The 24645-nt window shown below is 49.6% G+C and carries 28 protein-coding genes; 11 read left to right on the top strand and 17 right to left on the bottom strand.

From position 1 onward, the window contains the following. The 4 genes from aat (at position 1) to ASG24_RS09490 (ending at position 2611) form a co-directional block, all read left to right on the top strand. Complete coding sequence (aat, locus tag ASG24_RS09505) at positions 1–687, top strand: leucyl/phenylalanyl-tRNA--protein transferase (protein ID WP_055870691.1); 687 nt, start codon at positions 1–3, stop codon at positions 685–687. Positions 688–702: 15 nt separating this feature from the next. After that, positions 703–1434, top strand: coding sequence for an arginyltransferase (locus tag ASG24_RS09500; protein WP_055870689.1), 732 nt, complete (start codon positions 703–705; stop codon positions 1432–1434). A 143-nt stretch (positions 1435–1577) separates the two neighbouring features. Further along, positions 1578–1982 (top strand): GNAT family N-acetyltransferase, encoded by a 405-nt coding sequence (locus ASG24_RS09495; protein WP_235562381.1) that lies wholly within the window; start codon positions 1578–1580, stop codon positions 1980–1982. A gap of 167 nt (positions 1983–2149) precedes the next feature. Beyond that, positions 2150–2611 carry a hypothetical protein gene (locus tag ASG24_RS09490; protein WP_235562380.1) on the top strand — a complete coding sequence of 154 codons (462 nt, stop codon included), beginning with the start codon at positions 2150–2152 and terminating at the stop codon, positions 2609–2611. A gap of 44 nt (positions 2612–2655) precedes the next feature. On the opposite strand, the gene ASG24_RS09485 is transcribed toward ASG24_RS09490, so the two are convergent. From ASG24_RS09485 to ASG24_RS09450, 8 genes are all read right to left on the bottom strand, one after another. Then, entirely contained in the window at positions 2656–3297 is a 642-nt protein-coding gene (locus tag ASG24_RS09485) for a class II aldolase/adducin family protein (protein ID WP_055870684.1), read from the bottom strand. Next, complete coding sequence (gene mtnA, locus ASG24_RS09480; protein ID WP_055870682.1) at positions 3294–4364, bottom strand: S-methyl-5-thioribose-1-phosphate isomerase; 1071 nt, start codon at positions 4362–4364, stop codon at positions 3294–3296. The genes ASG24_RS09485 and mtnA overlap by 4 nt, the downstream gene beginning before the upstream one ends. Positions 4365–4637: 273 nt before the next feature. Then, a complete protein-coding gene (locus ASG24_RS09475; protein WP_055829863.1) occupies positions 4638–5438 on the bottom strand; it encodes a TatD family hydrolase in 801 nt (266 codons plus the stop codon). Between the two features lie 29 nt (positions 5439–5467). Further along, positions 5468–6556, bottom strand: coding sequence for a bifunctional diaminohydroxyphosphoribosylaminopyrimidine deaminase/5-amino-6-(5-phosphoribosylamino)uracil reductase RibD (ribD, locus tag ASG24_RS09470; protein ID WP_055872016.1), 1089 nt, complete (start codon positions 6554–6556; stop codon positions 5468–5470). A gap of 107 nt (positions 6557–6663) precedes the next feature. Then, complete coding sequence (locus tag ASG24_RS09465) at positions 6664–7041, bottom strand: hypothetical protein (protein ID WP_055870679.1); 378 nt, start codon at positions 7039–7041, stop codon at positions 6664–6666. A gap of 31 nt (positions 7042–7072) precedes the next feature. Then, positions 7073–7522, bottom strand: a complete 450-nt coding sequence (gene nrdR / locus ASG24_RS09460) for a transcriptional regulator NrdR (protein ID WP_055870676.1) — start codon at positions 7520–7522, stop codon at positions 7073–7075. A 27-nt stretch (positions 7523–7549) separates the two neighbouring features. After that, entirely contained in the window at positions 7550–8797 is a 1248-nt protein-coding gene (gene glyA, locus ASG24_RS09455; protein WP_055870673.1) for a serine hydroxymethyltransferase, read from the bottom strand. Between the two features lie 406 nt (positions 8798–9203). Continuing rightward, complete coding sequence (locus ASG24_RS09450) at positions 9204–11279, bottom strand: AsmA family protein (RefSeq protein ID WP_055870670.1); 2076 nt, start codon at positions 11277–11279, stop codon at positions 9204–9206. A 179-nt stretch (positions 11280–11458) separates the two neighbouring features. Here ASG24_RS09450 and iscX point away from each other — a divergent pair, with 179 nt between their 5' ends. The 3 genes from iscX to ASG24_RS09435 are packed head-to-tail and all read left to right on the top strand — an operon-like array spanning position 11459 to position 13629. Beyond that, positions 11459–11653 (top strand): Fe-S cluster assembly protein IscX, encoded by a 195-nt coding sequence (gene iscX, locus ASG24_RS09445; RefSeq protein WP_055829873.1) that lies wholly within the window; start codon positions 11459–11461, stop codon positions 11651–11653. Beyond that, positions 11654–13063: a phosphomannomutase/phosphoglucomutase gene (locus ASG24_RS09440; protein WP_055870667.1), complete on the top strand. Its 1410-nt coding sequence runs from the start codon at positions 11654–11656 to the stop codon at positions 13061–13063. Positions 13064–13080: 17 nt separating this feature from the next. After that, a complete protein-coding gene (locus ASG24_RS09435; protein ID WP_055870664.1) occupies positions 13081–13629 on the top strand; it encodes a TIGR02281 family clan AA aspartic protease in 549 nt (182 codons plus the stop codon). Here the strand turns inward: ASG24_RS09435 and ASG24_RS09430 are convergent. The 4 genes from ASG24_RS09430 to ASG24_RS09415 form a co-directional block, all read right to left on the bottom strand. Then, on the bottom strand, positions 13626–13991 hold the full coding sequence (locus tag ASG24_RS09430) for a putative quinol monooxygenase (RefSeq protein ID WP_055870661.1): 366 nt from the start codon (positions 13989–13991) through the stop codon (positions 13626–13628). The genes ASG24_RS09435 and ASG24_RS09430 overlap by 4 nt on opposite strands. 22 nt (positions 13992–14013) lie before the next feature. After that, a complete protein-coding gene (locus tag ASG24_RS09425) occupies positions 14014–15567 on the bottom strand; it encodes a M48 family metalloprotease (RefSeq protein WP_055870656.1) in 1554 nt (517 codons plus the stop codon). A gap of 35 nt (positions 15568–15602) precedes the next feature. Continuing rightward, the gene (locus tag ASG24_RS09420) at positions 15603–17237 is read right to left on the bottom strand and encodes an alpha-D-glucose phosphate-specific phosphoglucomutase (RefSeq protein WP_055870654.1); all 1635 of its coding nucleotides are present in this window, start codon (positions 17235–17237) and stop codon (positions 15603–15605) included. Between the two features lie 91 nt (positions 17238–17328). After that, the gene (locus ASG24_RS09415) at positions 17329–17985 is read right to left on the bottom strand and encodes a YoaK family protein (RefSeq protein WP_055870651.1); all 657 of its coding nucleotides are present in this window, start codon (positions 17983–17985) and stop codon (positions 17329–17331) included. Between the two features lie 208 nt (positions 17986–18193). Here ASG24_RS09415 and pqqA (ASG24_RS14895) point away from each other — a divergent pair, with 208 nt between their 5' ends. Further along, the gene (gene pqqA / locus ASG24_RS14895; RefSeq protein ID WP_081624291.1) at positions 18194–18265 is read left to right on the top strand and encodes a pyrroloquinoline quinone precursor peptide PqqA; all 72 of its coding nucleotides are present in this window, start codon (positions 18194–18196) and stop codon (positions 18263–18265) included. Positions 18266–18347: 82 nt separating this feature from the next. Here the strand turns inward: pqqA (ASG24_RS14895) and ASG24_RS09410 are convergent, their stop codons facing one another. Beyond that, complete coding sequence (locus tag ASG24_RS09410) at positions 18348–19163, bottom strand: sulfite exporter TauE/SafE family protein (protein ID WP_055872015.1); 816 nt, start codon at positions 19161–19163, stop codon at positions 18348–18350. 178 nt (positions 19164–19341) lie between these two features. Here ASG24_RS09410 and ASG24_RS09405 point away from each other — a divergent pair, with 178 nt between their 5' ends. Then, positions 19342–19968 carry a LexA family transcriptional regulator gene (locus tag ASG24_RS09405; protein WP_055870648.1) on the top strand — a complete coding sequence of 209 codons (627 nt, stop codon included), beginning with the start codon at positions 19342–19344 and terminating at the stop codon, positions 19966–19968. 67 nt (positions 19969–20035) lie between these two features. Here the strand turns inward: ASG24_RS09405 and pqqA (ASG24_RS14440) are convergent, their stop codons facing one another. Then, positions 20036–20107, bottom strand: a complete 72-nt coding sequence (pqqA, locus tag ASG24_RS14440) for a pyrroloquinoline quinone precursor peptide PqqA (RefSeq protein WP_081624291.1) — start codon at positions 20105–20107, stop codon at positions 20036–20038. 133 nt (positions 20108–20240) lie between these two features. Here pqqA (ASG24_RS14440) and ASG24_RS09400 point away from each other — a divergent pair, with 133 nt between their 5' ends. Then, complete coding sequence (locus ASG24_RS09400; protein ID WP_055829888.1) at positions 20241–21575, top strand: Y-family DNA polymerase; 1335 nt, start codon at positions 20241–20243, stop codon at positions 21573–21575. 42 nt (positions 21576–21617) lie between these two features. Here ASG24_RS09400 and ASG24_RS09395 read toward each other — a convergent pair whose 3' ends face one another. The 3 genes from ASG24_RS09395 to ASG24_RS09385 form a co-directional block, all read right to left on the bottom strand. Continuing rightward, positions 21618–22484 (bottom strand): DMT family transporter, encoded by an 867-nt coding sequence (locus tag ASG24_RS09395; RefSeq protein ID WP_055870644.1) that lies wholly within the window; start codon positions 22482–22484, stop codon positions 21618–21620. A gap of 75 nt (positions 22485–22559) precedes the next feature. Beyond that, entirely contained in the window at positions 22560–22853 is a 294-nt protein-coding gene (locus ASG24_RS09390) for a DUF1330 domain-containing protein (protein WP_055870640.1), read from the bottom strand. Further along, entirely contained in the window at positions 22850–23542 is a 693-nt protein-coding gene (locus ASG24_RS09385) for a type 1 glutamine amidotransferase domain-containing protein (protein WP_055870637.1), read from the bottom strand. Before ASG24_RS09385 ends, ASG24_RS09390 begins: the two co-directional genes overlap by 4 nt. Positions 23543–23714: 172 nt before the next feature. On the opposite strand from ASG24_RS09385, the gene ASG24_RS09380 reads away from it, so the two are divergent. Next, positions 23715–24611 (top strand): LysR substrate-binding domain-containing protein, encoded by an 897-nt coding sequence (locus ASG24_RS09380; protein ID WP_055870633.1) that lies wholly within the window; start codon positions 23715–23717, stop codon positions 24609–24611. Positions 24612–24645 lie beyond the last annotated feature (34 nt).

The raw sequence follows: 24645 nt of genomic DNA, 5'->3' as shown, positions 1-24645 counted from the left end.
ATGCAAGAAAGTTATTATCCGCTGCCCGGCGGGCCAGTGTTAATCCTTGAGCAATACACGCCCTTTCCGGCATTGCATCATGCCCTCGCTGAGCCTAACGGGCTGATTGCGATTGGTGGTGACCTGACCGCGGAACGACTACTTGCGGCTTACCAACGGGGTATTTTCCCCTGGTTCAGCCCCGGCGAACCTATCCTGTGGTGGAGCCCTGATCCGCGCATGGTACTGTTTCCGGCAGAAATCACCATCAACCGCTCTCTGCGCAAGGTTATCCAGCAGCAACTATTCGAAATCCGTATTAATACCGCGTTTGAAAGTGTGATCAGTGCATGTGCAAGTACCGCCCGCCCACATCAGGATGGCACGTGGATTTCCGAACACATGGCTGCAGCTTATTCTGAGTTACATAGACTTGGTTATGCGCACAGTGTCGAAGCCTGGCAGGATGACATTCTGGTCGGTGGTTGCTATGGCGTCAAAATCGGGCGCATGTTTTATGGTGAAAGCATGTTTCACCATGTCAGTAATGCATCCAAAGTGGCTTTTGCCCACATGGTGCAATGGCTAATCACGCAACAAGTCGGTATGATTGATTGTCAGATGCATACGCCACTACTGGCCAGTTTTGGCGCTTATGAAATCCCAAGAGCGCGTTTTATAGAAACTTTAAATCAACTGGTGATATGACACGATTGCTTAATCATGACGCTGCCTAACGATGCCTCGCTGCAGAAACTGCAGTTCTATGTGACCACTGCCTACCCTTGCGGGTACCTGCCAAAAAAACTGGCACAAAGCCTGATTGCCACGCCGCAAAACCTGGTGGATGCAAATGTATATAGTGGGTTGATACAGCAGGGCTTTCGCCGCAGTGGCAAGTTTGCTTACCGGCCGCATTGTGAGCAATGCAATGCCTGCATTTCGGTGCGTTTGCCGGTTGAGCAATTCACACCCACCCGCAGCCAGCAACGCGCGTTTAAAAAACACGCCAATTTACAAATCACCATTATTGAAACCAGCTACCAGCAAGAGCACTTTACGCTATACCACGCTTACCAGAAGCAACGGCACGCTAATGGCCACGACCATGTTGGCGAACTTGAAGACGAAGCCTCTCAGTACCAGCAGTTTTTATGTCAGACCAATGTCGAAAGTATCATGATCGAATTCCGGGATGAGCAAAAAGTACTCAAAATGGTCAGTGTGGTCGACCTGGTGGCTGATGGATTATCTGCGGTATACACTTTTTACGACACTAACGATAAAGCCAGTTATGGCACTTACAGTATCCTGTGGCAAATCGATTGGGCCAAGCAGCTAGGGCTGCCTTATCTTTATCTGGGCTACTGGATTGCCGATAGCGAAAAAATGACTTACAAGCAACAGTTCCAGCCACAGGAAAAACTGATCGATGGCGAGTGGGTGCATATTTAATCTACGCCGATGCCGCAGGAAAGCCATTTGCAATTCATTCACTGTCAGTTTGACTCTCATGCGCAAGCCATACTAGACATACTGAACGAAGCTATTGTTCATTCAACAGCGCTCTATGATTACAAACCCGCACGCTTGCATCCATGCGAGGCTGGTTTCAGACCAAACACGATAATCGTTTCCCAGTCATTGGCACGATAGATGCGAATGACACACTCTTGGGCTTTGCCAGTTATGGCACCTTCCGTGCCTGGCCAGCTTACAAATACACAGTCGAACATTCGGTATACATGCATAAACACCACAGAGGCAAAGGTGTGGGTTTGCAGCTAATGCAACAACTGATAGCAGCAGCGAGAACAAACCAGGTACATGTAATGGTGGGTGGGATTGATATTGCCAATACCGGCAGTGTAATGTTGCACGAAAAGCTTGGTTTCACGCATGCGGGCACAATCGCGCAGGCAGCATACAAATTCGGCCGGTGGCTGGATTTAGGGTTTTATCAACTTGTACTGGACACGCCTCAACAACCAGTCGAAGATTAATTTGTTATCTGGGATTTTTTAGCCTACCTTCCAAGTTTCACTCTTGGTAGCGATGCTGGCGCAATCAGTCGGCTAGAAATTAACTCAATAACTGTTTACTCAATACATTATTTTGAATGATAGTCACACCACAATCTCTCGCCAGGCAGTTTTGTAACGGCACATACGTGAACGCAACCGATGCGTCCTTATGGCGCGAAACTTTCACTTACCTCGCCAGTGTTAATGATGAATCGATCTTCTTGAAAGAAAAAATTCAGTCCTTGTGGCTGATTTACGGTGGTGACTTGCGCGCCAAAATCAAGGACGACACCTTAATTCTTGAGGTACTTAGGAGGGCTTTACCTGGCTATAACGGTGATGGCGTGACCTTGTATCGCGGCGAAAGCTGGTTTTTATTTGACCAGGATAAGATTGGATTTTGCTGGACGATCTATGAAGAGATTGCGACCACTTATGCTAAAGGCCTCAACGCAGTAGAGTCTGGGGGTGTATTGTTAAAGTGTTACGCACCAAAAGAAGCTATTTTAGCGGCGCCGGAATCGGGGACTTCGACTGGACATGAATATATTTGTGATCCGGGAAAACTATTGCGCTTAACCACACAAGGGCTTTTTCCCAAGCTTTAACGCGCTCAAGCCAATCACTGATTAACAATAACAATAACAGTCAGTTATTTTTTCCACTGTCCATAATCTTTGAACTGCGCTTCCACTTCCTGCATCTGCTGCGCACTCAACAGTTTAGGTTCGCCCAATTGCAATAGGCGCCAATACTGCTCACATAGATTTTCCACTTCGACAGCGATGGCCAGGGCCTGTGATAAGTCCTTGCCTAGCGCCAGCATGCCGTGATGTGCTAGCAAACAGGCTTTGCGATCTTGTAATGCCACAACGGCTGTATCGGATAACGCTTGCGTGCCAAACAGCGCATACGGTGCACAGCGAATATTATCGCCTCCAACAGCAGCAATCATGTAATGAAACGGCGGCACATTCCGTCCCAGGCAGGCAATAGTGGTGGCGAACATGCTATGGCAATGCAGAATGGCATTCACTTCAGGCCGGGCCTGCAAAATATCCATATGTATGCGCCACTCACTTGAAGGTTTCTTACCGGGCTCCGGTGTGCCATTCCACTGCATATACACCATGCTATCTTCTGACAGCTGTTCGGCGGGCACACCTGAAGGCGTGACCAGAAAACCATCTGACAGCCTAATGCTGGCATTACCGGAAGTGCCCTTATTCAAGCCAAGGGCACTCAGGTTGCGGGCAGCTTCCAATAGCTGCATGGCTGGTGCGGGCGTACTCACCGCGATAACTCCAGGGACTGTAATTGTTCAGGACGGAAAACGCCGCGCTCGGTAATCATGCCGGTCACCAGCCGCGCCGGAGTGACATCAAATGCCGGATTCAATGCCGCACTTTCGTGCGGGATAACGCGGATCTGGCAAACTTGCCCTTGCTCATTTTGCCCTCGCATATAGGCCACTTCATCCGCATCACGCATTTCAATTTCGATATCCGTTCCCTGCATTAACTTCCAGTCTATGGTGGGCGTTGGCACCGCCGCATAAAACGGCACCTGCTGGTCATAAGCTGCCAGCGCCTTGAGATAAGTACCGATTTTATTGCAGACATCACCATTGCCAGTCACACGGTCGGCACCGACAATGACCATATCCACTTGCCCATGCTGCATTAAATAGCCGCCGGCATTGTCGGTGATTACCGTATGCGGCACGCCATGCTGGGCGAGCTCCCAGGCGGTTAAGCTTGCACCCTGGTTACGTGGCCTGGTTTCATCCACCCATACATGTATGTTTAAACCGCTATCATGGGTCGCATAAATCGGCGCCAGTGCAGTGCCGCCATCTACGGTGGCTAACCAGCCTGCATTGCAATGTGTAAGGATATTGATTACCCGTGTGGAATCTGCGGCTATTTCGGCTATCAATAGTTTGCCATGCTGGCCTATGGCATGGTTTTGCTCTACATCTTCATCCGCAATGGCCTGCGCCAACTCCCATGCGGCATGTGCTCTTTGGATATCAGGCAGGGATAAGAGTTGTTGTGTCATGCGTTGTGCTGCCCAGGCCAGATTCACAGCAGTCGGCCTGGTAGCAATCAATTGGCTGGCTATATTGTGCAGGCTGTGATCATCGGCATTCCGCTGGGCACCTAAAGCGATGCCATATGCTGCGGCAGCACCAATTAATGGCGCACCGCGCACTTGCATGGTCTTAATGGCGTGGCACATTTGCTGATGCGTGCTGATGCGTTCAATCACCAATGCAAATGGCAATTGGGTTTGATCTATGATGCATACGGTTTGCGCATCACGCCATATTGTTCGGTAATGCTGGTGTCGGATTTTCATGATTTCCAAAAACAGTATGGTTTATTTTTATTTACAAAAATATGTGTAAAACAGCTTGCATTTTTTTGTAGGACTAGCTCAAATTTTCCATCCACAAAAACTGTGGATAACTTTGTGGATTGCTGTGTCTTAAAAGCGTAACTTACCAATTTATAAGGGTTTTTTCCAAAAGTTCATTTTTTAATCTATTTTTTTATTGTTTAAAATCAATGACTTAAACAGCACCACTATAATTGAAACACTTTGGACACATTCTTAATGTGTCACTTTAAGTCATGTGCATAAATGGGCTAATTTAGGCAAAACTTGCAAAGAATTTTTACCTGTCATTTCAATGAGTTGCGAAATTTCAATGCGGCGAATTGAGGCTATTTCCTCAGCTATCTTTTTTAATTGATCAGGGGTGTTGCGACGGTGATGGCCTATCCAGACCGGCTGTATATCTGGCGCATCTGTCTCTAAAACGATATGTTCCAATGGCAGTTCTTCAGCCAGTTTTCGAATCCTGAGTGCACGCGGCCAGGTCATGGCACCACCAAAACCCATTTTTAATCCCTGTGCAGCCATTGCATCTGCCTGCTGACGGCTGCCATTGAAAGCATGGGCAATGCCTTGATGAATATTGTGCTTGCGTAAATACTTAAGTACTGTATCTATAGAACTGCGCACATGCAGGATAACCGGTAACTCAAATTGCCTGGCGAGTTGCAATTGCCCTTCAAACATCGCGATCTGGTGCGCCTCGTTGTCGCGAGTGATATAAAAATCCAGCCCGATCTCGCCAATAGCCACTAGCTGATGCGCCTGCGGTCCTTGCAATACGTTTGCGATAGTCTGTTGCAGATGTTCCAGGGCGTCATCGGTTGCCTGATCTACAAACAATGGATGCCAGCCCAAGGCAAATGCAGCCTGAGGGTGTTGTGCACACCATTGCATGATCGGCTGGAAGTTATCAGCCAGCACGCCAGGGATAACGATGGAGCGCACACCGGCATCCAGCGCCGATTGCCAGACCGCTTCACGGTCGGCATCAAACTCTGCGGCGTCCAGATGGCAGTGGGTGTCAATTAACATGGAGTACTTAACAGTGATTAAATTTGGCGTTAGCGACACTTGGCCTGAATGCGAATATCCTGGCCAAAATGGCGAACATCAATAATGTTTAGATCCAACGCCTGCGACATCGTCTCAAAAGCTGGCAAGTTAAACATACCCGCGCCTGTATTACCCATGAACTTGGGCGCGTAATACATTAATAACTCGTCTACCAACCCGCTTTGCAGCATTGCACCGTTAAGCCCGGCGCCCGCTTCAACCATGACTTCATTGATTTGCTGTTGGGCCAAAATCTTGAGTAAAGCATTGATGTCTATCTGCCCGGCAGCATCGGGCAAAGCAATCGTTTGGACACCCTGTGCCTGCAATAGTGCCAGCTTATCTTGCGGAGCTTGTGCGTAAGCGATGACGGCATGGCCACCATGCAAGACCCTGGCATTTAACGGGATACGTAATTGGCTATCGACAATCACGCGTAAAGGTTGCCGGGGCGTATCTACTTCGCGTACCGTTAGCGAAGGGTCATCATGCAATACTGTACCTATGCCAGTCAGCATGGCGCAGCTGCGCGCACGCCAGTGATGTACATCTTTACGTGAAGCAGCGGAAGTAATCCATTGACTGGCACCATTCGCTAAAGCCGTTTTACCATCCAGGCTGGCGGCTACTTTTAAACGCACATAAGGACGTTGTTGCGTCATGCGCAGTATAAAACCAGGATTAAGCGCTTGCGCCTGCGTTTGCAGCAAGCCGGAAGTGACCTCTATGCCATGCGATTGCAAATACGCAATGCCTTTGCCTGCCACAAGCGGGTTAGGGTCTTGCATCGCAATCACTACCCGGCTGACACCGACTTCAACCAGTGCGTGAGCGCAGGGTGGCGTACGGCCATAGTGGCTACATGGTTCTAATGTGACATACGCAGTGGCGCCTTTAGTATGGTTACCAGCCTGCCTCAAAGCATGTACTTCGGCATGAGGCTCTCCCGCCTTGAGATGAACGCCTTCACCAATCAGCTGTCCATTTTTCACAATCACGCAGCCTACGCGTGGATTCGGTGAAGTTGTATACAAGCCACGCTCGGCCAACCTGAGCGCCTGCGTCATCCATTCAAAATCTTGTGTTGTCCATTGCATAACCAAATGATACAAAAAAACCCGCGCCTGCGGGTTTTTGTCTTGAGTCATGTCGTGATACAGCTAGTAAAGCGCAATACAACAATTCGTTATTCAAGCGCTTATGATTAGTGTGAGGAAATCTGGCTATGCGTCAGCCGGCCATCCTGGTCAAAATAAATCCGTAATGCGTGATACACATGCATACATTTACCCAGGTCATACTCCAGCGCGTTGGCATCTTCCAGGCTGGGTCGGCCCAGCAAAGCCATTACCGCTTCTTTTTTGGCACCACGGATCAGGATGTGGCTTTTCAAGTCGTATGCCATATCACCGCGTCGACAATCTTTTTGCACGGTATTGGATAACTCTATCCAGCGCGTCTGGTCAAATTTTTCACTGCCAAACACGGCCTGGTCTTTAAATGCCCACCAGGTGAAAAATACAATGGTGAGTATGACCGTAAATACCGCCAGCACAATCGCAGATATCCTGATCAGTTTCATGCGCTTACCTTTCGGGTAGTGTCGTTAACGGTTAATTGTCCAGGTCACGGATGGCATTATGGAAATCATCCACATCCGAAAAGCTTCGATAGACTGAAGCAAAGCGGATATACGCCACCTGATCCATTTGTTTCAACTCTTGCATGACGGTTTCACCAAGCAATCGCGCAGGCACCTCACGCGCGCCCAGGCCTAATATTTTCTGGACAATTCTATCCAGCGCCTTGTCCACATACTCGGTTGGCACCGGGCGTTTGTGTAAAGCACGGGTGAAAGAAACCCGCAGTTTTTCCCGTTTGAACTCTTCACGCGTGCCATTCTGTTTAACCACTTGCGGCAGATGCAATTCCGCCGTTTCATAGGTGGTAAAGCGTTTGTCACACACCTGGCAACGGCGACGACGGCGTATGGAATTCCCCTCCTCATTGAGGCGGGAATCCACTACCTGTGTATCATCAGCACCGCAAAACGGACACTTCATATCAGGTCAACGCGGTCAAAGCGCTGCTTATTTACCGTAAACAGGAAATGCATCCGTCAAGGCATGTACTTTTGCCTTGGTCGCTTCAATCACTTCCGCACTTTCAGGATTATCCAGCACGTCCGCAATTAAATTAGCGACTTGCACAGCTTCGGCCTCTTTAAAGCCACGTGTCGTAATCGCTGGTGAACCGATACGGATACCGGAAGTGACGAATGGACTTTCCGGATCGTTAGGAATTGCATTTTTATTGACTGTGATATGCGCCTGGCCAAGGTAAGCATCCGCGGCTTTACCAGTCAGGTTTTTAGGGCGCAAATCGACCAGGAACACATGCGACTCGGTACGTCCGGAAATAATGCGCAGGCCACGCTCGGCTAGTGTTTTAGCCATTGCGCTGGCATTTTTCAATACCTGCTCCTGGTAAACCTTGAACTCAGGTTGTGCCGCTTCCAGGAAAGCGGTCGCTTTACCGGCAATCACGTGCATCAACGGGCCACCTTGCAAGCTTGGGAACACATTGGAATTGATGGATTTCTCAAATTCAGCTTTAGCCAAAATGATACCGCCACGAGGACCACGCAAGGTTTTGTGGGTAGTAGAAGTCACGAAGTCAGCATGCGGTACCGGATTAGGATACACGCCGGCAGCAATCAGGCCTGAGTAGTGCGCCATATCCACCATGAAATAGGCACCGACTTTTTTGGCGATTTCAGCCATACGTGCCCAGTCAAAACGCAGGGCGTAAGCGGATGCACCACCGATCAGCAATTTTGGCTTGCACTCGATGGCAATACGCTCCATCTCGTCATAATCGATTTCTTCCTTATCGTTTAAGCCATATGGCACGATATTGAATAATTTACCGGACAAGTTAGCCGGAGAACCGTGTGTCAGGTGACCACCGTGACCAAGGTTCATCCCCATCACCGTATCGCCCGGTTTCAGGATAGAGAAATACACAGCCTGGTTGGCCTGTGAACCTGAATGCGGCTGCACATTGGCATACTCGGCGCCATACAACGCTTGCAAGCGATCAATCGCCAGTTGCTCAACCTGATCAACAAACTCACAGCCACCGTAAAAACGTTTGCCAGGGTAACCCTCGGCATATTTGTTGGTCAGCTGTGAACCTTGCGCTTCCATCACTGCCGGGCTGGTGTAGTTTTCTGAAGCGATCAATTCAATATGCTGATGCTGGCGTTCGACTTCAGACGAAATCATTTGCGCTAACGCCGGGTCGGCAACATTTAAGTTTCTTGAAAAGCTAAACATGACGATCAAGTTTCCGTATTCATAAAAATAAAGCCGGATTTTAACATGATGCGACTATGTGATGCGACTTGGCTTGTTTTTAAGCTGTATTTTTCCGACTAAATTACTCAGGCTTTTCAAACAACTGAATTAGCACCATTGAAATAAAGTTGCGCCTGATGATCGGGTGATGTGCGCCAGCTTAGTCCAGCCTGCACCAAATAGGTGCACATTACAAAGCAATTGTTTAATTGGCAACAATATAATTAATTTTAATTTAAGCTATCCATTTGATTTAAATGGAATTTATAAAACTGGCACAAGTTATGCTAAATAGAATTCGTAAGCGTATCTCCAAAATCGCTCCCTAGCCCAACTACGGTTGGGCTCTTTTTTTGCCCCGCTTTCATGAAAGTTTGCGAAGAAACTAGCGCTTACCTTTTGACTTCAGCTCTTGCAATGTTTGCAGGCATCCTTCATTGGCAGGTTGATCACTACTACCAGGGTCCAGGAATGGCAGAATCGCGGCAAATGGTGTCACGATAGCCAGCAAGACGCTACCGGCGACGCGCGCTGCGATAGGGCCAGGGCTGATTGATACGTTTGGACTCACAAATGGACCAGTTACTAAAATCGGCGAGCGCACAGTGAATGGCGAGAAGTTTTTCGGATTAGCCTGCAATTTAAGGTTAAATTGTTCTTCACCCAAATCCATATTGCCATGAATGTAGACTGTGGTGACCGGCGTGTCGATCAAGGCAGCTTCAGGCGTTAACACGCCCTGTTTGGCGTTCAAGCCCATTGCCGCACACTGCATGGGGAGAGAGTGGTCCCCTCCTAATAACAAGCCTACACTTTGCGCGATATCCAGTCCTGTGGCTTCAACAACCAAGTGCGAGATTTCGCCATCACGCACCATCAATGCCAATTGCCCATCCAACGATTTCAATAAGGCGGCTGTTGATTTGCCCTCACCTTTTAGCTTGGCCTTGGCATTTAACTCGCCGGTGATGTAAGCAGGCGCATCTTCGTCTACATCCTTTTTATCTTTTGATTTGTCTTTAGGTGTTTGATCCTCCGGCTTCACCTTTAACCACTTTTCTAACTGAATATTTTTCAGCGCGAGTTGAATATCCCACTTCGGTGCTGGTGGATTGACAGATTCATCTTTGTTTTTGGCTTCAGGCGCATCAATCAATAATGCGCCCGAGAGGCTTCCCTGAGCGGTACCGGCATTCAATTTCGCAACCGTCAGTTTACGATCCTGCAAGGTTAATTGAAAATCCAGTGGCGAAATACGTTCTTTAAAAATACTCCCCAAATCAACTGCATCAAAATGAATGTTGATATTGGCATTCATCCTGTCATAAGTTGCAAAATCAAGCGACTCATCGGGGAATATTTTGGCTGGTTTCTTGTTGCTGGTAGTGCTAGTCGCTGGCGCACCAAAGGCTGGCGCCAGGTCGGCCAGTACAAGCAACGGACCTTTCACGTCGCCGGTCAGCATAGGCTTTAAATCACCATAATCGTAGACAAACTGCCCGGCCAGGCGGCTACGTCCTATTTGCGCATCCGATACATTGACCTTCCATTGATCTGTATTTTTTTCAACTTTCGCGGCTACCTTAAATGGCGGCGTGCGAGGGAAAGCCAGGTCTAGCAAATCACCCACATCTGCTAATGAAGGTCCGTTGACATCCAATTTACCTTTCACGCGCTGGGTACCGAATAAATCATAGATAGCCCCATCAAACTTAAGATTGACCGCACCATATTTCAGCCAGCCTTTGGAATTGATAGGTGCAGAATCTTTACCTTGCGTAGCCACCGGGAGGAAGCCCTGGGTGACCAGTTCACCCTCTAGAGGGCGTTTACCAAATTCGCCTTTAACCTTTAGACTGGATTCCGGCGTTTTAAGATGTGCACCTTCTTCGGTGTAAAAACTGGTAGCGAGGTAAGCTTTGGTCACTGCGTCATCGACACGGGCCTGCCCCTTGTTGACAGAGAGCTCTTCAATAAACGGGAAAGGGCGTGCCGGACCGGAATCATCCAGTTCAAAATCCCAGGTGGCTTTTTTCTTGCTATTGCGCTTCATATAGGCATCAAGCTGTTCTGCACGAATAGCTTTAATGCGATAGGCCTGGCCTTCTTCGAGCTGGAACAAGTCACGGTAGCGCAGCTTGAGGTCCAAGCCATGTGCATCCACTAAATAAGGGACCTTAAATTCTGGCGGCGCTGAAATCTGCAAGTGGCCTACTTGCAGGCGGATGCCGCCAAGCAATTGCAGATGAAATGGGCGCTCAATGATGACATCCCTGTGCAATGTCTTGCTGGTAAAGTCTTGCATCGGCTGGCGAAGAAAAGGCCAGCCCGCAAGTTCGCAGCACACAATGATCACGACCAGCACCAATAAAAAACCACCAGTCCAGCGCAGTGTCCGCATGCCTGTAGTCTGTGTTGGAGAATTGCCGATCACGGCCTTGTTATTCACTTCATTATTCATCTTGGTATGTTGCCACGCTCAACTGGCATGACCAGTCCTACAAGTCTGACAAGACTGTAGGATAATTCTGTCAAAGGCACTCTTAACACGGTTAACCGCAGCAAAGCCCTCAGTTCTAAATCCTGACTACTCAGTTATAATCAAATGATGTGTAATCCAGTAAACAGGAAGTGATTAAAATGAAATGGACCGATAGCCAGCGCATTGCCGAAGAACTGTATGACAAGTATCCCGATATTGATCCTAAAACCATACGTTTTACCGATTTAATGCAGTGGGTAATGGCGCTGGATGGCTTTGATGATGATATTTCTCGTTGCGGCGAAAAAGTGCTCGAAGGCATACAACTGGCCTGGATAGAAGAAGCCGAGTAGATGACCTCAACTGCATTGCCCGGTTCGATTTTTAAAGCCTACGATATACGCGGCATTGTTGATGAAACGCTGACAGCAGAGATTGTCCGGCTGATAGGCCTGGCGCTAGGCACACAAGCGCAGGCCATTGGCGAGCAATCCATCTGCGTGGGCTATGATGGTCGTTTATCCAGCCCGGCACTCGCAAGGGCCTTGGCCGAAGGCATATTACAAACAGGCGTTGACGTTATTTCCCTTGGCCTGGTCACAACGCCTATGCTTTATTTCGCCACCCACTATTTGCCGCGAAGCACCAGCGGCGTGATGATCACTGGCAGCCACAACCCGCCGCAGTATAACGGCTTGAAAATGGTGCTTACCGGTGAGACATTGAGCAGTGAAGCCATCCAGGCGCTACGGCAGCAGATAGACCAGCAGCAGTTTTATTTAAGTATTCACCCTGGTAAAACCTCCACTTACGACATTTACCCAGCCTATCAGCAAACGATTGTTGAAGACATTCAACTGGCGCGCCCCATGCGTGTGGTAGTTGATTGCGGCAATGGCGTAGCGGGTGCCTATGCGCAAGCTTTGTTTGAAGCACTGGGATGCATGGTTGACCCTTTGTTTTGTGAGGTAGATGGCAATTTCCCCAATCATCACCCAGACCCCGTAGAAGCCAAAAACCTGCAGGATGTGATTGCGAGATTGCAAACAGGCGATGCCGAACTTGGACTGGCGTTTGATGGCGATGGTGACAGGTTAGGCGTGGTGACTAAATCGGGACAGATCATCCGTAGCGACCGTCAGCTGATGCTGTTTATTGAAGATGTATTAGCACATCAACCAGGTAGCAGCGTTGTGTTTGATGTGAAATCCACCCGCTATTTGAGCCAGTGGACGCGCAAACATGGTGGCAAACCGGTGATCTGGAAAACAGGTCATTCTTTGATGAAAGCGAAGATCCGAGAGACCAGTGCCGCGATTGGTGGCGAGTTATCCGGCCACTTGTTCTTCAATGATCAAAAACAAGGCAAGCAACGCTGGTTCGGCTTTGACGATGGCCTTTATAGTGCCGCACGTTTACTTGAAATTGTCAGCCGTGTGCATGATGCCAGCGCAGTGCTGGAAGCCTTGCCGGATAGCGTTAACACGCCAGAATTACAGATAGTGATGGCTGAAGGCGAGCCGCATGCCTTGATTGCACAGCTGCAAGAAACCGCAGCGTTTCCGGCAGCTGTTGAAGTGATTGATATCGATGGCTTGCGGGTAGAGTATGCAGATGGCTTTGGCTTGATCCGTGCCTCGAACACAACCCCTGTATTAGTGCTTCGTTTTGAAGCAGACAATGAAAAAGCACTGGCGCGCATCAAAAATATCTTCCGCGAGTTGTTACTGAATGCCCGCCCTGACTTGAAAATTCCTTTTTAAGTCACCATTGAAAAAACATGCCCAATTACCCTCGTCTTTCTCAACGATTACGTTCCCGCGGCCAGAGTCTGCTATATGTAGTGCTTTGGCTGGGTTTGGCCGCACTGGTCTGGTTACTGGTAGACCGCGTGCAGCATCCAAATACGCTGGAGCAAGTCGGCAAACTCAATGTAGCGACACTTAAACGCGGGCCAGATGGGCATTACAGTGCTGAAGCGCTGATCAATGGTGAGCGTGTACGTGTGCTGGTAGATACCGGTGCCACCGGTGTAGCCATCTCGCAGCATGTGGCAGACCGGCTGGGGTTGGCTAGCACCGACGCCATCAATACCCATACCGCCAATGGCAATGCAGTTTCTTACCTGGTGAGACTGAAAACCGTGCAGTTAGGAGGCATTGTGGCAAACGATGTCGCGGCGACGATTACGCCCGGGCTGGAAGGTGACGCATTATTGGGAATGAGCTTTCTGGGGCGCATGGATGTCAGACTCTATCGCGGTGTCATGACTATCCGTGATGGTGAAGACAGCACAACGCTTTCGACAGAAACTCAGGCAAAACACTAACCTCGCCTGAAACCAAACTCCAGCACAAAATATTGCGGATTCATATTTGCCAGAGGCGCACGCAATTTCGCCAGCTCCTGTTCCGCGCCGTGTATTTCTATTTTCACCAGGCTGGACACTTCACCCATCTCGTGCAGAATAGGTCGCAGGTTATCCAGATGCGCCAACAAGGCATTGGCATCCTGGAATCCTTCGCGACAGTGCGCAAAATCGCCATCAAAACTGAATCCGTAATATAAACAACCAGGCTCGCGGGCCGACCACTGCACATATTTTTCAGCGATTGCGCGAAAAGTTTCTGCCTTACCCGGATGGATCTGGAAATACGGAGCAACTGAACAGCAGGTATCTTGTGTCGCCATGAATCTTCCCACTCAGCAGGCACTACCGTGCCAACTCGGCCCCTTCAACCACCACACGGAAAAACTGTAACGAGGCCTGATCCTGGATACGTATCCCTGTTTCTACCGAGCCACGCTTGCCAGGAGGAATGCCGCCGGTGATCAGCATAGACCGCGTCTGATTGACCAGGCGGCCACGGTTATCGTATTGCAGCATCCTGACCTGGACGCGACCTACGGTGACATTGCTATTGTTTTGCACGGCGGCATATACCAGGCCGGTATTATCGGCAATCGGGCCGGAAGGCAGGTAGCGTCCCGGATTGCGTGGCAAGTCAAGACGCATGGCGCGAGCGGCTGAATCCTTGCCTATGTCTGAATCTGAGCTGGCAGCCAATTGATAGTGTTGCAATGCCAGCGCTGATTCGCCACGGCCTTCTGCAATTTGCCCCAGCAGGGCATAGCCGGGTGCAGTTGGCAGCAAGGCATTGGCTTTTTTCAGGAAAGGTTCCGCCTGTTCCTTTTTACCTGCGTTGAAAAGGGCAATGCCACTTTGTACATACGGTTTGAAATAGTCAGGTTGCATCTTGATAGCTTTGTCATACAAAGCCAGAGCTTCGGTAGTGTTCTTTTGCGTCAGCGCAATATCGCCCAACAACTCCTGAAAGCGGGCTTCCTTGGGCTCTATGCTAATGGCTTTTTTGGCTAAGGATTTCGCCTTATCGGCATCGCCTTTTTGTAAAGCTGCTTTGCCTTCGTCGTAAGCTTTATACGCTTCACGCGTCGCCATCAACTTGGTGACTTTCTCGGCATAGACTTCTTTGCCCATTTCGCCGCCCGGGCCAAGCTCAGCCAGTGTTTTTTTGTTTTCATCGACCCGCGCTTGCGATGGCGGATGGCTGGCAAACAGGCCACTGATAAAGTCCTGCCGCTTGCCTTCACTCAGCCGGACAAAAGTTTCCTGCAAAGTGACAGCCGCAGCCGGATCATACCCAGCCAGTTTCATATACTTCATGCCATAGGTATCAGCTTCTGATTCGGCGTCACGACCATACTTGCTGGTAATCAGCTGGCCGCCCAATTGCGCACCACCCACCACCAGGTTGGCATAATTGGAATCGCGGGTAGCCAGGCCTACCGCCAGCATTGCCCCCTGCATAAACATGCCGCGTTCCATGCCCTGGGCACCATGGCGGGCGGCTGCATGCACAATCTCGTGTCCCAGCACGGCAGCCAGCTCGGCCTCACTGTGCAACTCGTAAAGCAGGCCGCGGTTGAATGCAATCTTGCCGCCGGGCATGGCCCAGGCATTCGGGACAGAGTCATTCAATACCACAAACTCATATGGTAAATCCGGACGGTCGGACACTGCTGCCAGCTTCTGCCCTACTTGCTGCACATAACGGGTCAATTCAGTATCCAGGACATAATCGCCGCCTTGTGACTGGCGGGCAGGACTGTAATTTTGCTGGCCGATCTGGATTTCCTTGTCCTGCGAGACGAACTGGAACTCACGTTGCTTGGTCACGGGATTGATGCCGCAAGCGACCAATGCAACAGACATTAACACCGGCCAAAAAATGCTCTTTTTAATCATTTTTACTCACCCTGATCGTGTGCGCAGCTATTGCTCTAAGTAATCACAGTGGGTTGTTGCCTGCCGGTTAATAATGGCAAGTTCGAAATCTGGTTAGAGACTGAAATCAGTTCCGCCAAAGCATCCTGGGCATCCAGTTGTTGCTGAGCAGCGTCTTGAGTGTATGCCTCGAGGTAAACCCGGATGGTTGCGCCTTCAGTCCCGGTGCCAGAGAGACGAATCACGACACGCGAGCCGCAAGTAAACAGGATACGCAAGCCTTGCCCGGTGCTGATAGAACTATCGATAGGATCGGTATAGCTGAAGTCATCCACCGTGTGGACGGTATAACTGCCAAACACCTGGCCCGGCAAAGTTTCAAACTGCTGTTTTACATGGCTCATCACGGCTTGCGCAGGGGCGGTCGGCACGGCTTCATAATCATGGCGGGAATACACGTTACGCCCATATTGCTGCCAGTGTTTGCGTACCAGCGACTCTACGCTTTCGCCAGTCGCCGCCAGCAGATTGAGCCAGCACAACACTGCCCACAAACCGTCTTTTTCGCGCACATGGTCGCTGCCGGTACCAAAGCTTTCTTCACCGCACAAGGTCACTTTGCCCGCATCCATCAGGTTGCCAAAAAACTTCCAGCCAGTGGGGGTTTCATAGCAATCAATGCCGAGCTTGGCCGCGACTCGGTCAACCGCGCCGCTGGTAGGCATGGAGCGCGCCACACCAGACAAGCCGTTGGCGTAGGCTGGAATCAATTTGGCATTAGCAGCAATCAAGGCCAGGCTGTCAGAGGGCGTGACAAAGAAACGGTTACCGAGAATCATATTGCGGTCGCCATCACCGTCAGAAGCAGCAGAAAAATCGGGTGCTTGCTCGCCGTAAGCGATGGCCACAAGCTCTTCTGCATAAGTCAGGTTAGGGTCAGGGTGGCCGCCCCCAAAGTTTTCCGAAACTTCGCAGTTCATCAAACTGGTGGCTGGCGCGCCGAGCCGGTTTACGAATACTTCTTTGGCATAGGGGCCGGTCACTGCGTGCATGGCGTCAAATTTCAGGCGATGCCCATCTGCCAGCCAGCGCTTGATCGCCGCAAAGTCAAACATGCTCTCCATCAAATCTGCGTAATCAGCCACCGCGTCTATGACTTCTACGGTAAAACCATCCAGCGTGGTCATACCTACGGAAGACAAATCTATCTCAGGCAGGTCATCGACTATTTTATACGCCTGGATTTGCGTGCTATTCAAAAAAATCGTATCCGTGATTTTTTCTGGTGCCGGGCCACCATTGCTGGTGTTGTACTTGATCCCAAAGTCATCATCAGGGCCGCCGGGATTGTGGCTGGCCGATAAAATAATGCCGCCAAAGGTCTGGTATTTGCGGATGATATTGGAAGCAGCCGGCGTAGACAGGATGCCGTTTTGACCAACCAGTACTTTGGCAAAGCCGTTGGCTGCTGCCATGTTGATGATGATCTGGATCGCTTCTTTGTTATAAAAACGCCCATCACCTCCGACTGTCAGCGTCGCACCGGCCGGGATTTCCAGGGTGTCAAAAATACTCTGTACGAAATTTTGCAGGTAATGCGGCTGCTGGAATACACGTACTTTTTTGCGTAATCCCGAGGTACCGGGCTTTTGGTCAGTGAATGGTTGGGTTGCAACAGTTTGAATCGACATAGCCTTAGCTTCTTGAAATGTTAAAAATTCTAAGCTTGATTGTATTACAAATTAGTGACAGTTTTATGTGGATGGTCAATACCAGCGTTTATCAAGCGCGATGCCGGAGACTGAAATACAGCACTGACAAGCCGATAATATGGCACACAGGCCACCATAGGGCATTGAATTGCCAACGCATAAAACTGCAGGCACCCAGCACACCGCCAGTAACAAAACCACCAATCAATATTAAATATAATGTAAGCCGCCTTTTATCGACGGCTTGCCCCCGTATGCGCAGGCCCAGGGCAATGCCGATATCAGTAAACAAGCCTGACACATGCGTCGTGCGCACGACTGCCCCGCTAAAGGTACTGGTCATCGCATTCTGTAACCCACAGGCGGCAGAAGCCAGCCACTGCCCGCTAAGCCAGCCGTGATTCAGCAATAACACGGATAATGTCAGCAATCCGGCTTCTATCCACAATGCAAGATGATATTGCCTGCCAAGCCTGAGTGCCTCGTGGCCTATCACCACGCCGCTAATAATCGCGCCCAGCACAAAGAAAATCATGACGCACAACAAATGCATCATTTGCAAGCTGTCACCCCGCATGATTTCAATTGAGAAAAAAGTAGAAATTCCGGTCAGGTGCGAAACCGCCTGGTGGCGGAAGCCCAACACACCGACTGCATTCACAAAGCCAGCATTCATGGCCAGTAGAAATCCGCCCCACTCTACCCAGCGAGGCAAGCGCTGCATCATGTCACACCCTCATTTTTCGATGATTTGTGTCCATATTCTACGCTGCTAGCGTACGGCAACAACAAAAATCCTGTGCCCCAACTACGTAAAATCATGAGCCGCTTTTACGTGATCCATTCAGGATCAATTTGAAACAAGCAAGTATAGTGGGAGTCATACAAGTACATCAGCATTGATGCACTTACATCAACAACCAAAGGAGATTATCATGTGGACTAAACCAGCTGCTACTGAAATGCGTTTTGGCTTTGAAGTAACTATGTACGTAATGAACAAATAATCAGCGCTTGTATCACTACAAGTTTAGGCTGAACAAAAAACCCGCTAAACAGCGGGTTTTTTGTTGCCTGTCGAAAATATACTTATGCCAGCTGCGACCAGAGCAAGTTCACACTTACCCCCATCAGGAAGACAGCAAAAATCCTCTTTAGCACCTTAACCGGCAATCGTTTGGTCAACGCCACGCCCGCCGGGGCAAATAGCACGCTGAATGGCGCAATCAGCATGATTGCGGGCAGGTAAAGTAACCCGAAAGTATCCGGCGCATGTTCGGATTGACGCAGGGCATCCTGCAAATAACTGACAGTACTTGCCAGTGCGATGGGGAAACCTAGTACGGCTGAAGTGCCGATGGCTTGCTTTACCGACACATTACGCATGGCGAGATAAGGTACTGTCAGCGTGCCGCCACCAATAGACACCAAAGCAGAGATGATGCCTATCAATAATGACACCAGGCTGATTTCAACCTTACCAGGCACTTTGTGCTGCGTTGGTTTGCGATCCAGAAATAGCTGAATGGCGGCGAAAAAAGTAAATGCGGCAAAAAATAATGTCAGGTAAAACGCATCCAGATGAATCGCCACCAAAGTTGCCAGCAAAGAGCCTATAAAAGCCATAGGCACCATAGACCACACATATGGCCAGACGATATTCTGGTTTTTATGATGGGCAGTAATACTGGAAAGCGAGGTAAACACAATACACGCCATCGAGGTTGCCAGCGCCATATGAAAAGCGGCATCCGCTGAAAATCCTTTTGCGACAAGAATGGCGTGCAACATAGGTACCAGCACAATCCCGCCACCGATGCCGAGCAAACCGGACAAGATGCCAACGACTACGCCGATCAGGCAAAGCAACGCGTATTGCTCAATAAAAAGTTGTATCCACTCCATGTAAATCACCAGCAAAATAAAGTGACACAGTATAACTGTTAGCCTCAACTCTATTCATGCATAGCCATGAAAATGGTGGGATGCTGATATGAGCAAGATTTAAGATTAAAAGAATTAAGTTTGAGTAAACCTCAAAAATATGGCTTAGTGAATATTGATTATTTGTTACAATCAATCAATGGGCAACGAAAGCCAAAAATCAAGAGGAGGTAAAAGATCGGGTGCCGGACGCAAGCCCGGATCTACCACGCGCCTGGAAGAAACCATTGTTATCCGCATTCCTGCCAGCCAGAAACCGGTGGTGAGTAACCTGATGGAAGCTTATGCTACAAAGCAACGCCTGCGCCAATTGAAAGCAAACCTGGATGCAGTAGAAGTATTTGATCAGCCAGCGGAGGATTTGCAGGCTCTCAGCTTACCGCTATTTCAATCCAAAGTCCCGGCCGGCTTCCCCTCTCCGGCAGATGATCATGTGGATAAACGGCTGGACCCAAATGAATACCTGATTGACCAGGCGGATACCACTTTTTTTGTAACCATCCAGGGCGAATCCATGATTGAAGTGGGCTTGATGCCGGGCGACAAAGCCGTGATTGATAAAGGAAAGGTAGCAGTGGTTGGCGATATTGTACTGGCGATGGTGGATGGCGGATTTACCATTAAAACCTTGGCAGCGCAAAAAGATGGCAGCCCGAAACTGTTACCGGCCAATGCCTCCGGGAAGTATGCTCCGATTATTATTCAGGAGCCTATGCAGTTTCAAATCTGGGGAGTAGTGATTGGCTCGTTCCGGCGCTTCAGGTAGTCGTATGGCTAATAAAAAACCCGGTATCCGAAACAGATCACCGGGTTTCTTGAACGTATAAACAAACTTATTTGTTCATTACGTACATAGTGACTTCAAAGCCAAAACGCATTTCAGTAGCAGCTGGTTTAGTCCACATGTTGATCTCCTTATTTGATTCACCGACCCGACCCCATGTCTGGCTGGTGTGAATGTATTATCGGCCCGGGGTTTAAAAAATATGCTATTGCAGATCATGAACAACCTTTAAAGAATTTCATGAAACACCCCTCATGCAAATAAATACTTCCAGCCCAGAACAGCCCGCAACGCGAGCCATCGCCCTCGTGGACGTGAATAACTTTTACGTGAGTTGTGAGCGCGTATTCAACCTCAAATTACGCAACCGGCCAGTCGTTATTTTGAGTAATAACGACGGTTGTGTCATTTCCCGCAGCAGTGAGGCCAAAGCGTTGGGCATTGCGATGGGTGCACCGTGGTTCAAGATCCGCAAATTTATCGAGCAGGAAAATGTGTTTGTTCTTTCATCAAACTATGCCCTTTACGCTGACATGAGCAACCGCGTAATGTCAATTTTGCGGCAATTCAGTCCGTCCCAGGAAATCTACTCGATTGACGAATCGTTTCTGGATTTAAGCGGATTCACGCATGTTGACCTCACTGAATATGCGCAAAAACTGCGGCAAACCGTTCTGCAAGGAACCGACCTGCCGGTATGTGTAGGTATAGGCAGCAGCAAGACCCTGGCAAAAATGGCTAATCACTGCGCCAAACAACAGTTCACTTTAAATGGTGTGTGTAATTTTAATGTGATGGCTGAAGCTGATATAGATGCCAATTTGCGCGACATTCCGGTAGGCAAGGTTTGGGGAATAGGCCGTGGATTATCTAAAAAAATGAATGACCTTGAAATTTACACCGCTTACGACCTGAAACGTAGCGAGGCTGCCACCATGCGCAAAAAATTTAGTGTGGTGCTGGAAAAAACCGTGCGAGAACTGAATGGCACGACTTGCCTGGAACTGGATCAGATTCGCGGGCCACACCAGCAAATCCTCAGCACGCGCAGTTTTGGCCAGACGGTGCGTGACCTGCAAACTCTGGAAGAAGCGGTCACCCTGCTCACCACGCGCGCAGGCGAGAAATTACGCCAGCGACAGATGTTTGCCGGATGTGTGTATGTGTATATCCGCACCAGCCCATTCCGCGACATCGAGCAGCAATATGAAAATGGGTTCAACCTACCGCTGCACACGCCAACCAACAGCACTTTACGCTTGGTGGAGGCTGCATTCAAGGCGCTACGGCAGATTTACCGGCCCGGGTTTGATTATATGAAAGCTGGCGTTTCATTGCGCGAACTGGCGACAACGCATACGCAGCAACAGGACATGTTTGATACTTCCAGCGTCCATGAAAAGTCTGTGCGGCTGATGCAGACCATAGATACCATCAATCAAAAAATGGGCCGTGCCACTATCAAACTTGCCAGCGAGGGAGTGCAAAAACACAGGGGCCTGGATATCAAGCAACCGTGGCGAATGAAACAGGAAATGATGAGTCCGCGTTACACCACCAGCTGGGACGACTTACTGGAAGTAGATTAATTAGCTACGGGCCGTTAATCCGGTTTCATTCACCCGCCTTTGTCAGCCCGGTTTCGATAATGAAACAGAGCTAAAAGTCACCGCACTAATAATCAGAAACGCCCCAAACAACTGGGCAGGCGTAGGTGGCATATGCTCAAAAGCGGCAATGATCATGGTGGTCACTGGTACCAGGTTCATAAAAATCGCCGCCTTGGATGGTCCGAGATGAGAGATGCTCGCGTTCCAGAATAGATAAGCCAACACCCCGCCGCCCAAAGACATCATCAGGAGAGCCGCACCGGCATGGATGCCAGGCAAGGAAACACTATCCCCATGCAGGCAGGCGGCAATGCTCAATGCAATTGCACCAACGGTCATAATGCCTGCGGTATTCGCGATGCCACTCACGTTCTTTGGCATCATCTTTTTCACCAATACATTGTAGAGCGCCCAGTTCAGGGTGGCGATTAAAAGATAGATATCCCCTACAGAAATCTTCAATTGTGCGCCTGCGCCCAGCACCACTATTGCAACCCCTGCTATCCCCACCGGGAATGCGACCAGTTGGCGATTGCTCGGCTTATCGCCAAGAATCAAATAGCCAAGGATAGCGGTCAATAAGGGATTCAACCCCATGATCAGGGCGCCGTTGATCGCTGAGGAAGTCTCCATACCCAGAAAGAAAAACAGGTTAAAACCAAAAACGCCCACCACACCCAATGTAAAATACGCCTGCCAGTGCCTTAAAGGCGTGGCTTCTTTTCTCATCTGCGCAATCAATACCATGACCGCGGCCGCCAGAACATAGCGGCTGGCACCCGCAACATAAGGGCTCATTTCAGCCAGCACCGGACGTGCCAGATTGAAATTTGCTCCCCAGAAAATTGCAGCCATGGTGGCCATTAAATAGGTTTTGCTATTGCTCATTTATTTTTTCTTTATATACAAGTCAGGGTCTGAATGCTCATTGCAGCAAGGGCCACATACTCACAAAGTAAGACCCTAGCCGTCAACCCCTTCGACAATGAATACCCGATACTGCGCGCCTTTATGCCTGTGTTTGACTATCTGCTGGTATTGCGGGCTGTGATACCAGGCCTCAGCGGCCTCGACTGTGGGAAAGCGATGAATCAAGCATCCTTCAAACGCAGGGCCTTCCAGGATACTCAATGCGCCATACCTGACCAGCGGCGTCACCTGATGCCCCTCCCTGGCGAGAGGGGCCTGGCTGGCATAAGTATCCATCTCGACCTGATCCAGCGTTTGTTCGCGGATCATGACTACATAGGCGCTCATGATGTACTTTTAGCCTGCAAATATTGAATCAATGTAGTGGCCGCCTGTGCAGATGAAGCCGGATTCTGTCCGGTGATCAGCAAGCCATCTTGCAACACATATGATTGCCAGTCATCGCCTTTGGCGTAATCACCACCCAGTTTTTTTAACTCATCTTCCACGAGGAAAGGGACGACATTGGTCAGGCCCACCGCCTCTTCTTCAGAATTGGTAAAGCCAGTCACTTTTTTGCCTGCAACTAGCGGGCTACCGTCGGTTTTTTTGGTATGGCGCAACACGCCTGGCGCATGGCATACCAGTGCAACCGGTTTACCGGCATTCAGGGTAGTCTCAATCAAGCTGATGGAATGTGTATCTTCAGCCAGGTCCCATAATGTGCCATGTCCACCGGGATAAAACACCGCATCAAACGCCTGATGTGAAACGGAATGTAAGGGTACGGTGTTAGCCAGCGCTGCTTTGGCCTCGGCATCTTGCTCAAATCTTCTGGTGTCGTCGGTCTGGAAATCCGGCTCATTGCTTTTCGGGTCCAGTGGCGGCTGCCCGCCTTTTGGTGAAGCGAGTGTCAACTTGGCACCTGCCGCTTTGAAAACATAATAGGGTGCGGCCAGCTCTTCCAGCCAAAATCCGGTTTTACGGCCTGTGTCGCCAAGGGTGTCATGCGAGGTCAGTACAATTAATATATTCATTTAAGTGCTCCTTGATGGATAAAAATAATAAGGCATTCAAATGCCAGCTAAGTTGAGTTGTAATGGCTTTCTTTTTTACCTAAGCAATCACATGAAAGAATAATGATCTCTTTCATTCCATTTATGAAATTTATTATGTATATTTTAGTTATTCATAAATATAATAACTGACATGCGTTACGACCTGAATCTTTTACGTGTATTCATCGTTTTAATGGAAGAACGCAGCGCCACGCGCGCGGCTGATCGACTGGGGATTACGCAACCCGCATTATCAAATGCATTAAGCCGCCTGCGGGATATCCTCCAGGACCCGCTGTTCATCCGGGAACGCTATGGCATGCAACCGACCCAGAAAGCCGAAGGATTGGCACCGGGCATCATGCTGGCGATTGGACAATTGGATGAACTGGTTCTGGAGCAACAGGCATTCGACCCGGCCAGTGCCAACCTGCTATTCACCGTCGCGCCTAACAGTTATGTCGAATATGTCCTGGTGCCCGCTATCGTGGCAAAACTACGGGAACAGGCGCCAGGAATCAAATTGCGCATTATCCCTTACGGCAATGACCTGGCCGAAACGGGCGTCATTTCTGGTACCACGGCACTGGTGTTGGGACGGATCATTGACCCGCCTGATAATTTAATCGTGCAGCACTTAATGGAGGATAGCCTGGCGTGCGTGGTGAGGGCAGACCACCCGACGGTAGGCGATACAATCACCAAAGAACAATATGAGCATTTAAAACATGTGAATGTGATGCCACCCGGGCGCATGCGTGCGGGCTTGTTTCAGGCATTGGACAGACAAGGGTTGAAGCGTGAAGTTGCGGTGTCAGTCACGCACTTCCTGTCGGTGCCGGAAGTGATTTCAGTCACGGATTATTGCACCACGTTGCCAAACCAGATTTGCCGGCGCCTGGCGAATGACTCGCGCTTGAAAATTTTAGCCACGCCGGTAGATCTTGGCACTTTCCCGATTGATATTGCCTGGCATGTCAGGTACCGGCATGACCCGGCACATCGCTGGCTACGTTCGCTGATTGAAGAAGTGGCGCGTTCGCTTTAGGCTATAAATGCGATGAGAGATCGGAGAATTTAAA

This window comes from Methylophilus sp. Leaf414 (genome assembly GCF_001425425.1).
GTDB lineage: Bacteria > Pseudomonadota > Gammaproteobacteria > Burkholderiales > Methylophilaceae > Methylophilus.
This window is presented reverse-complemented; position numbering and strand designations above follow the sequence as displayed.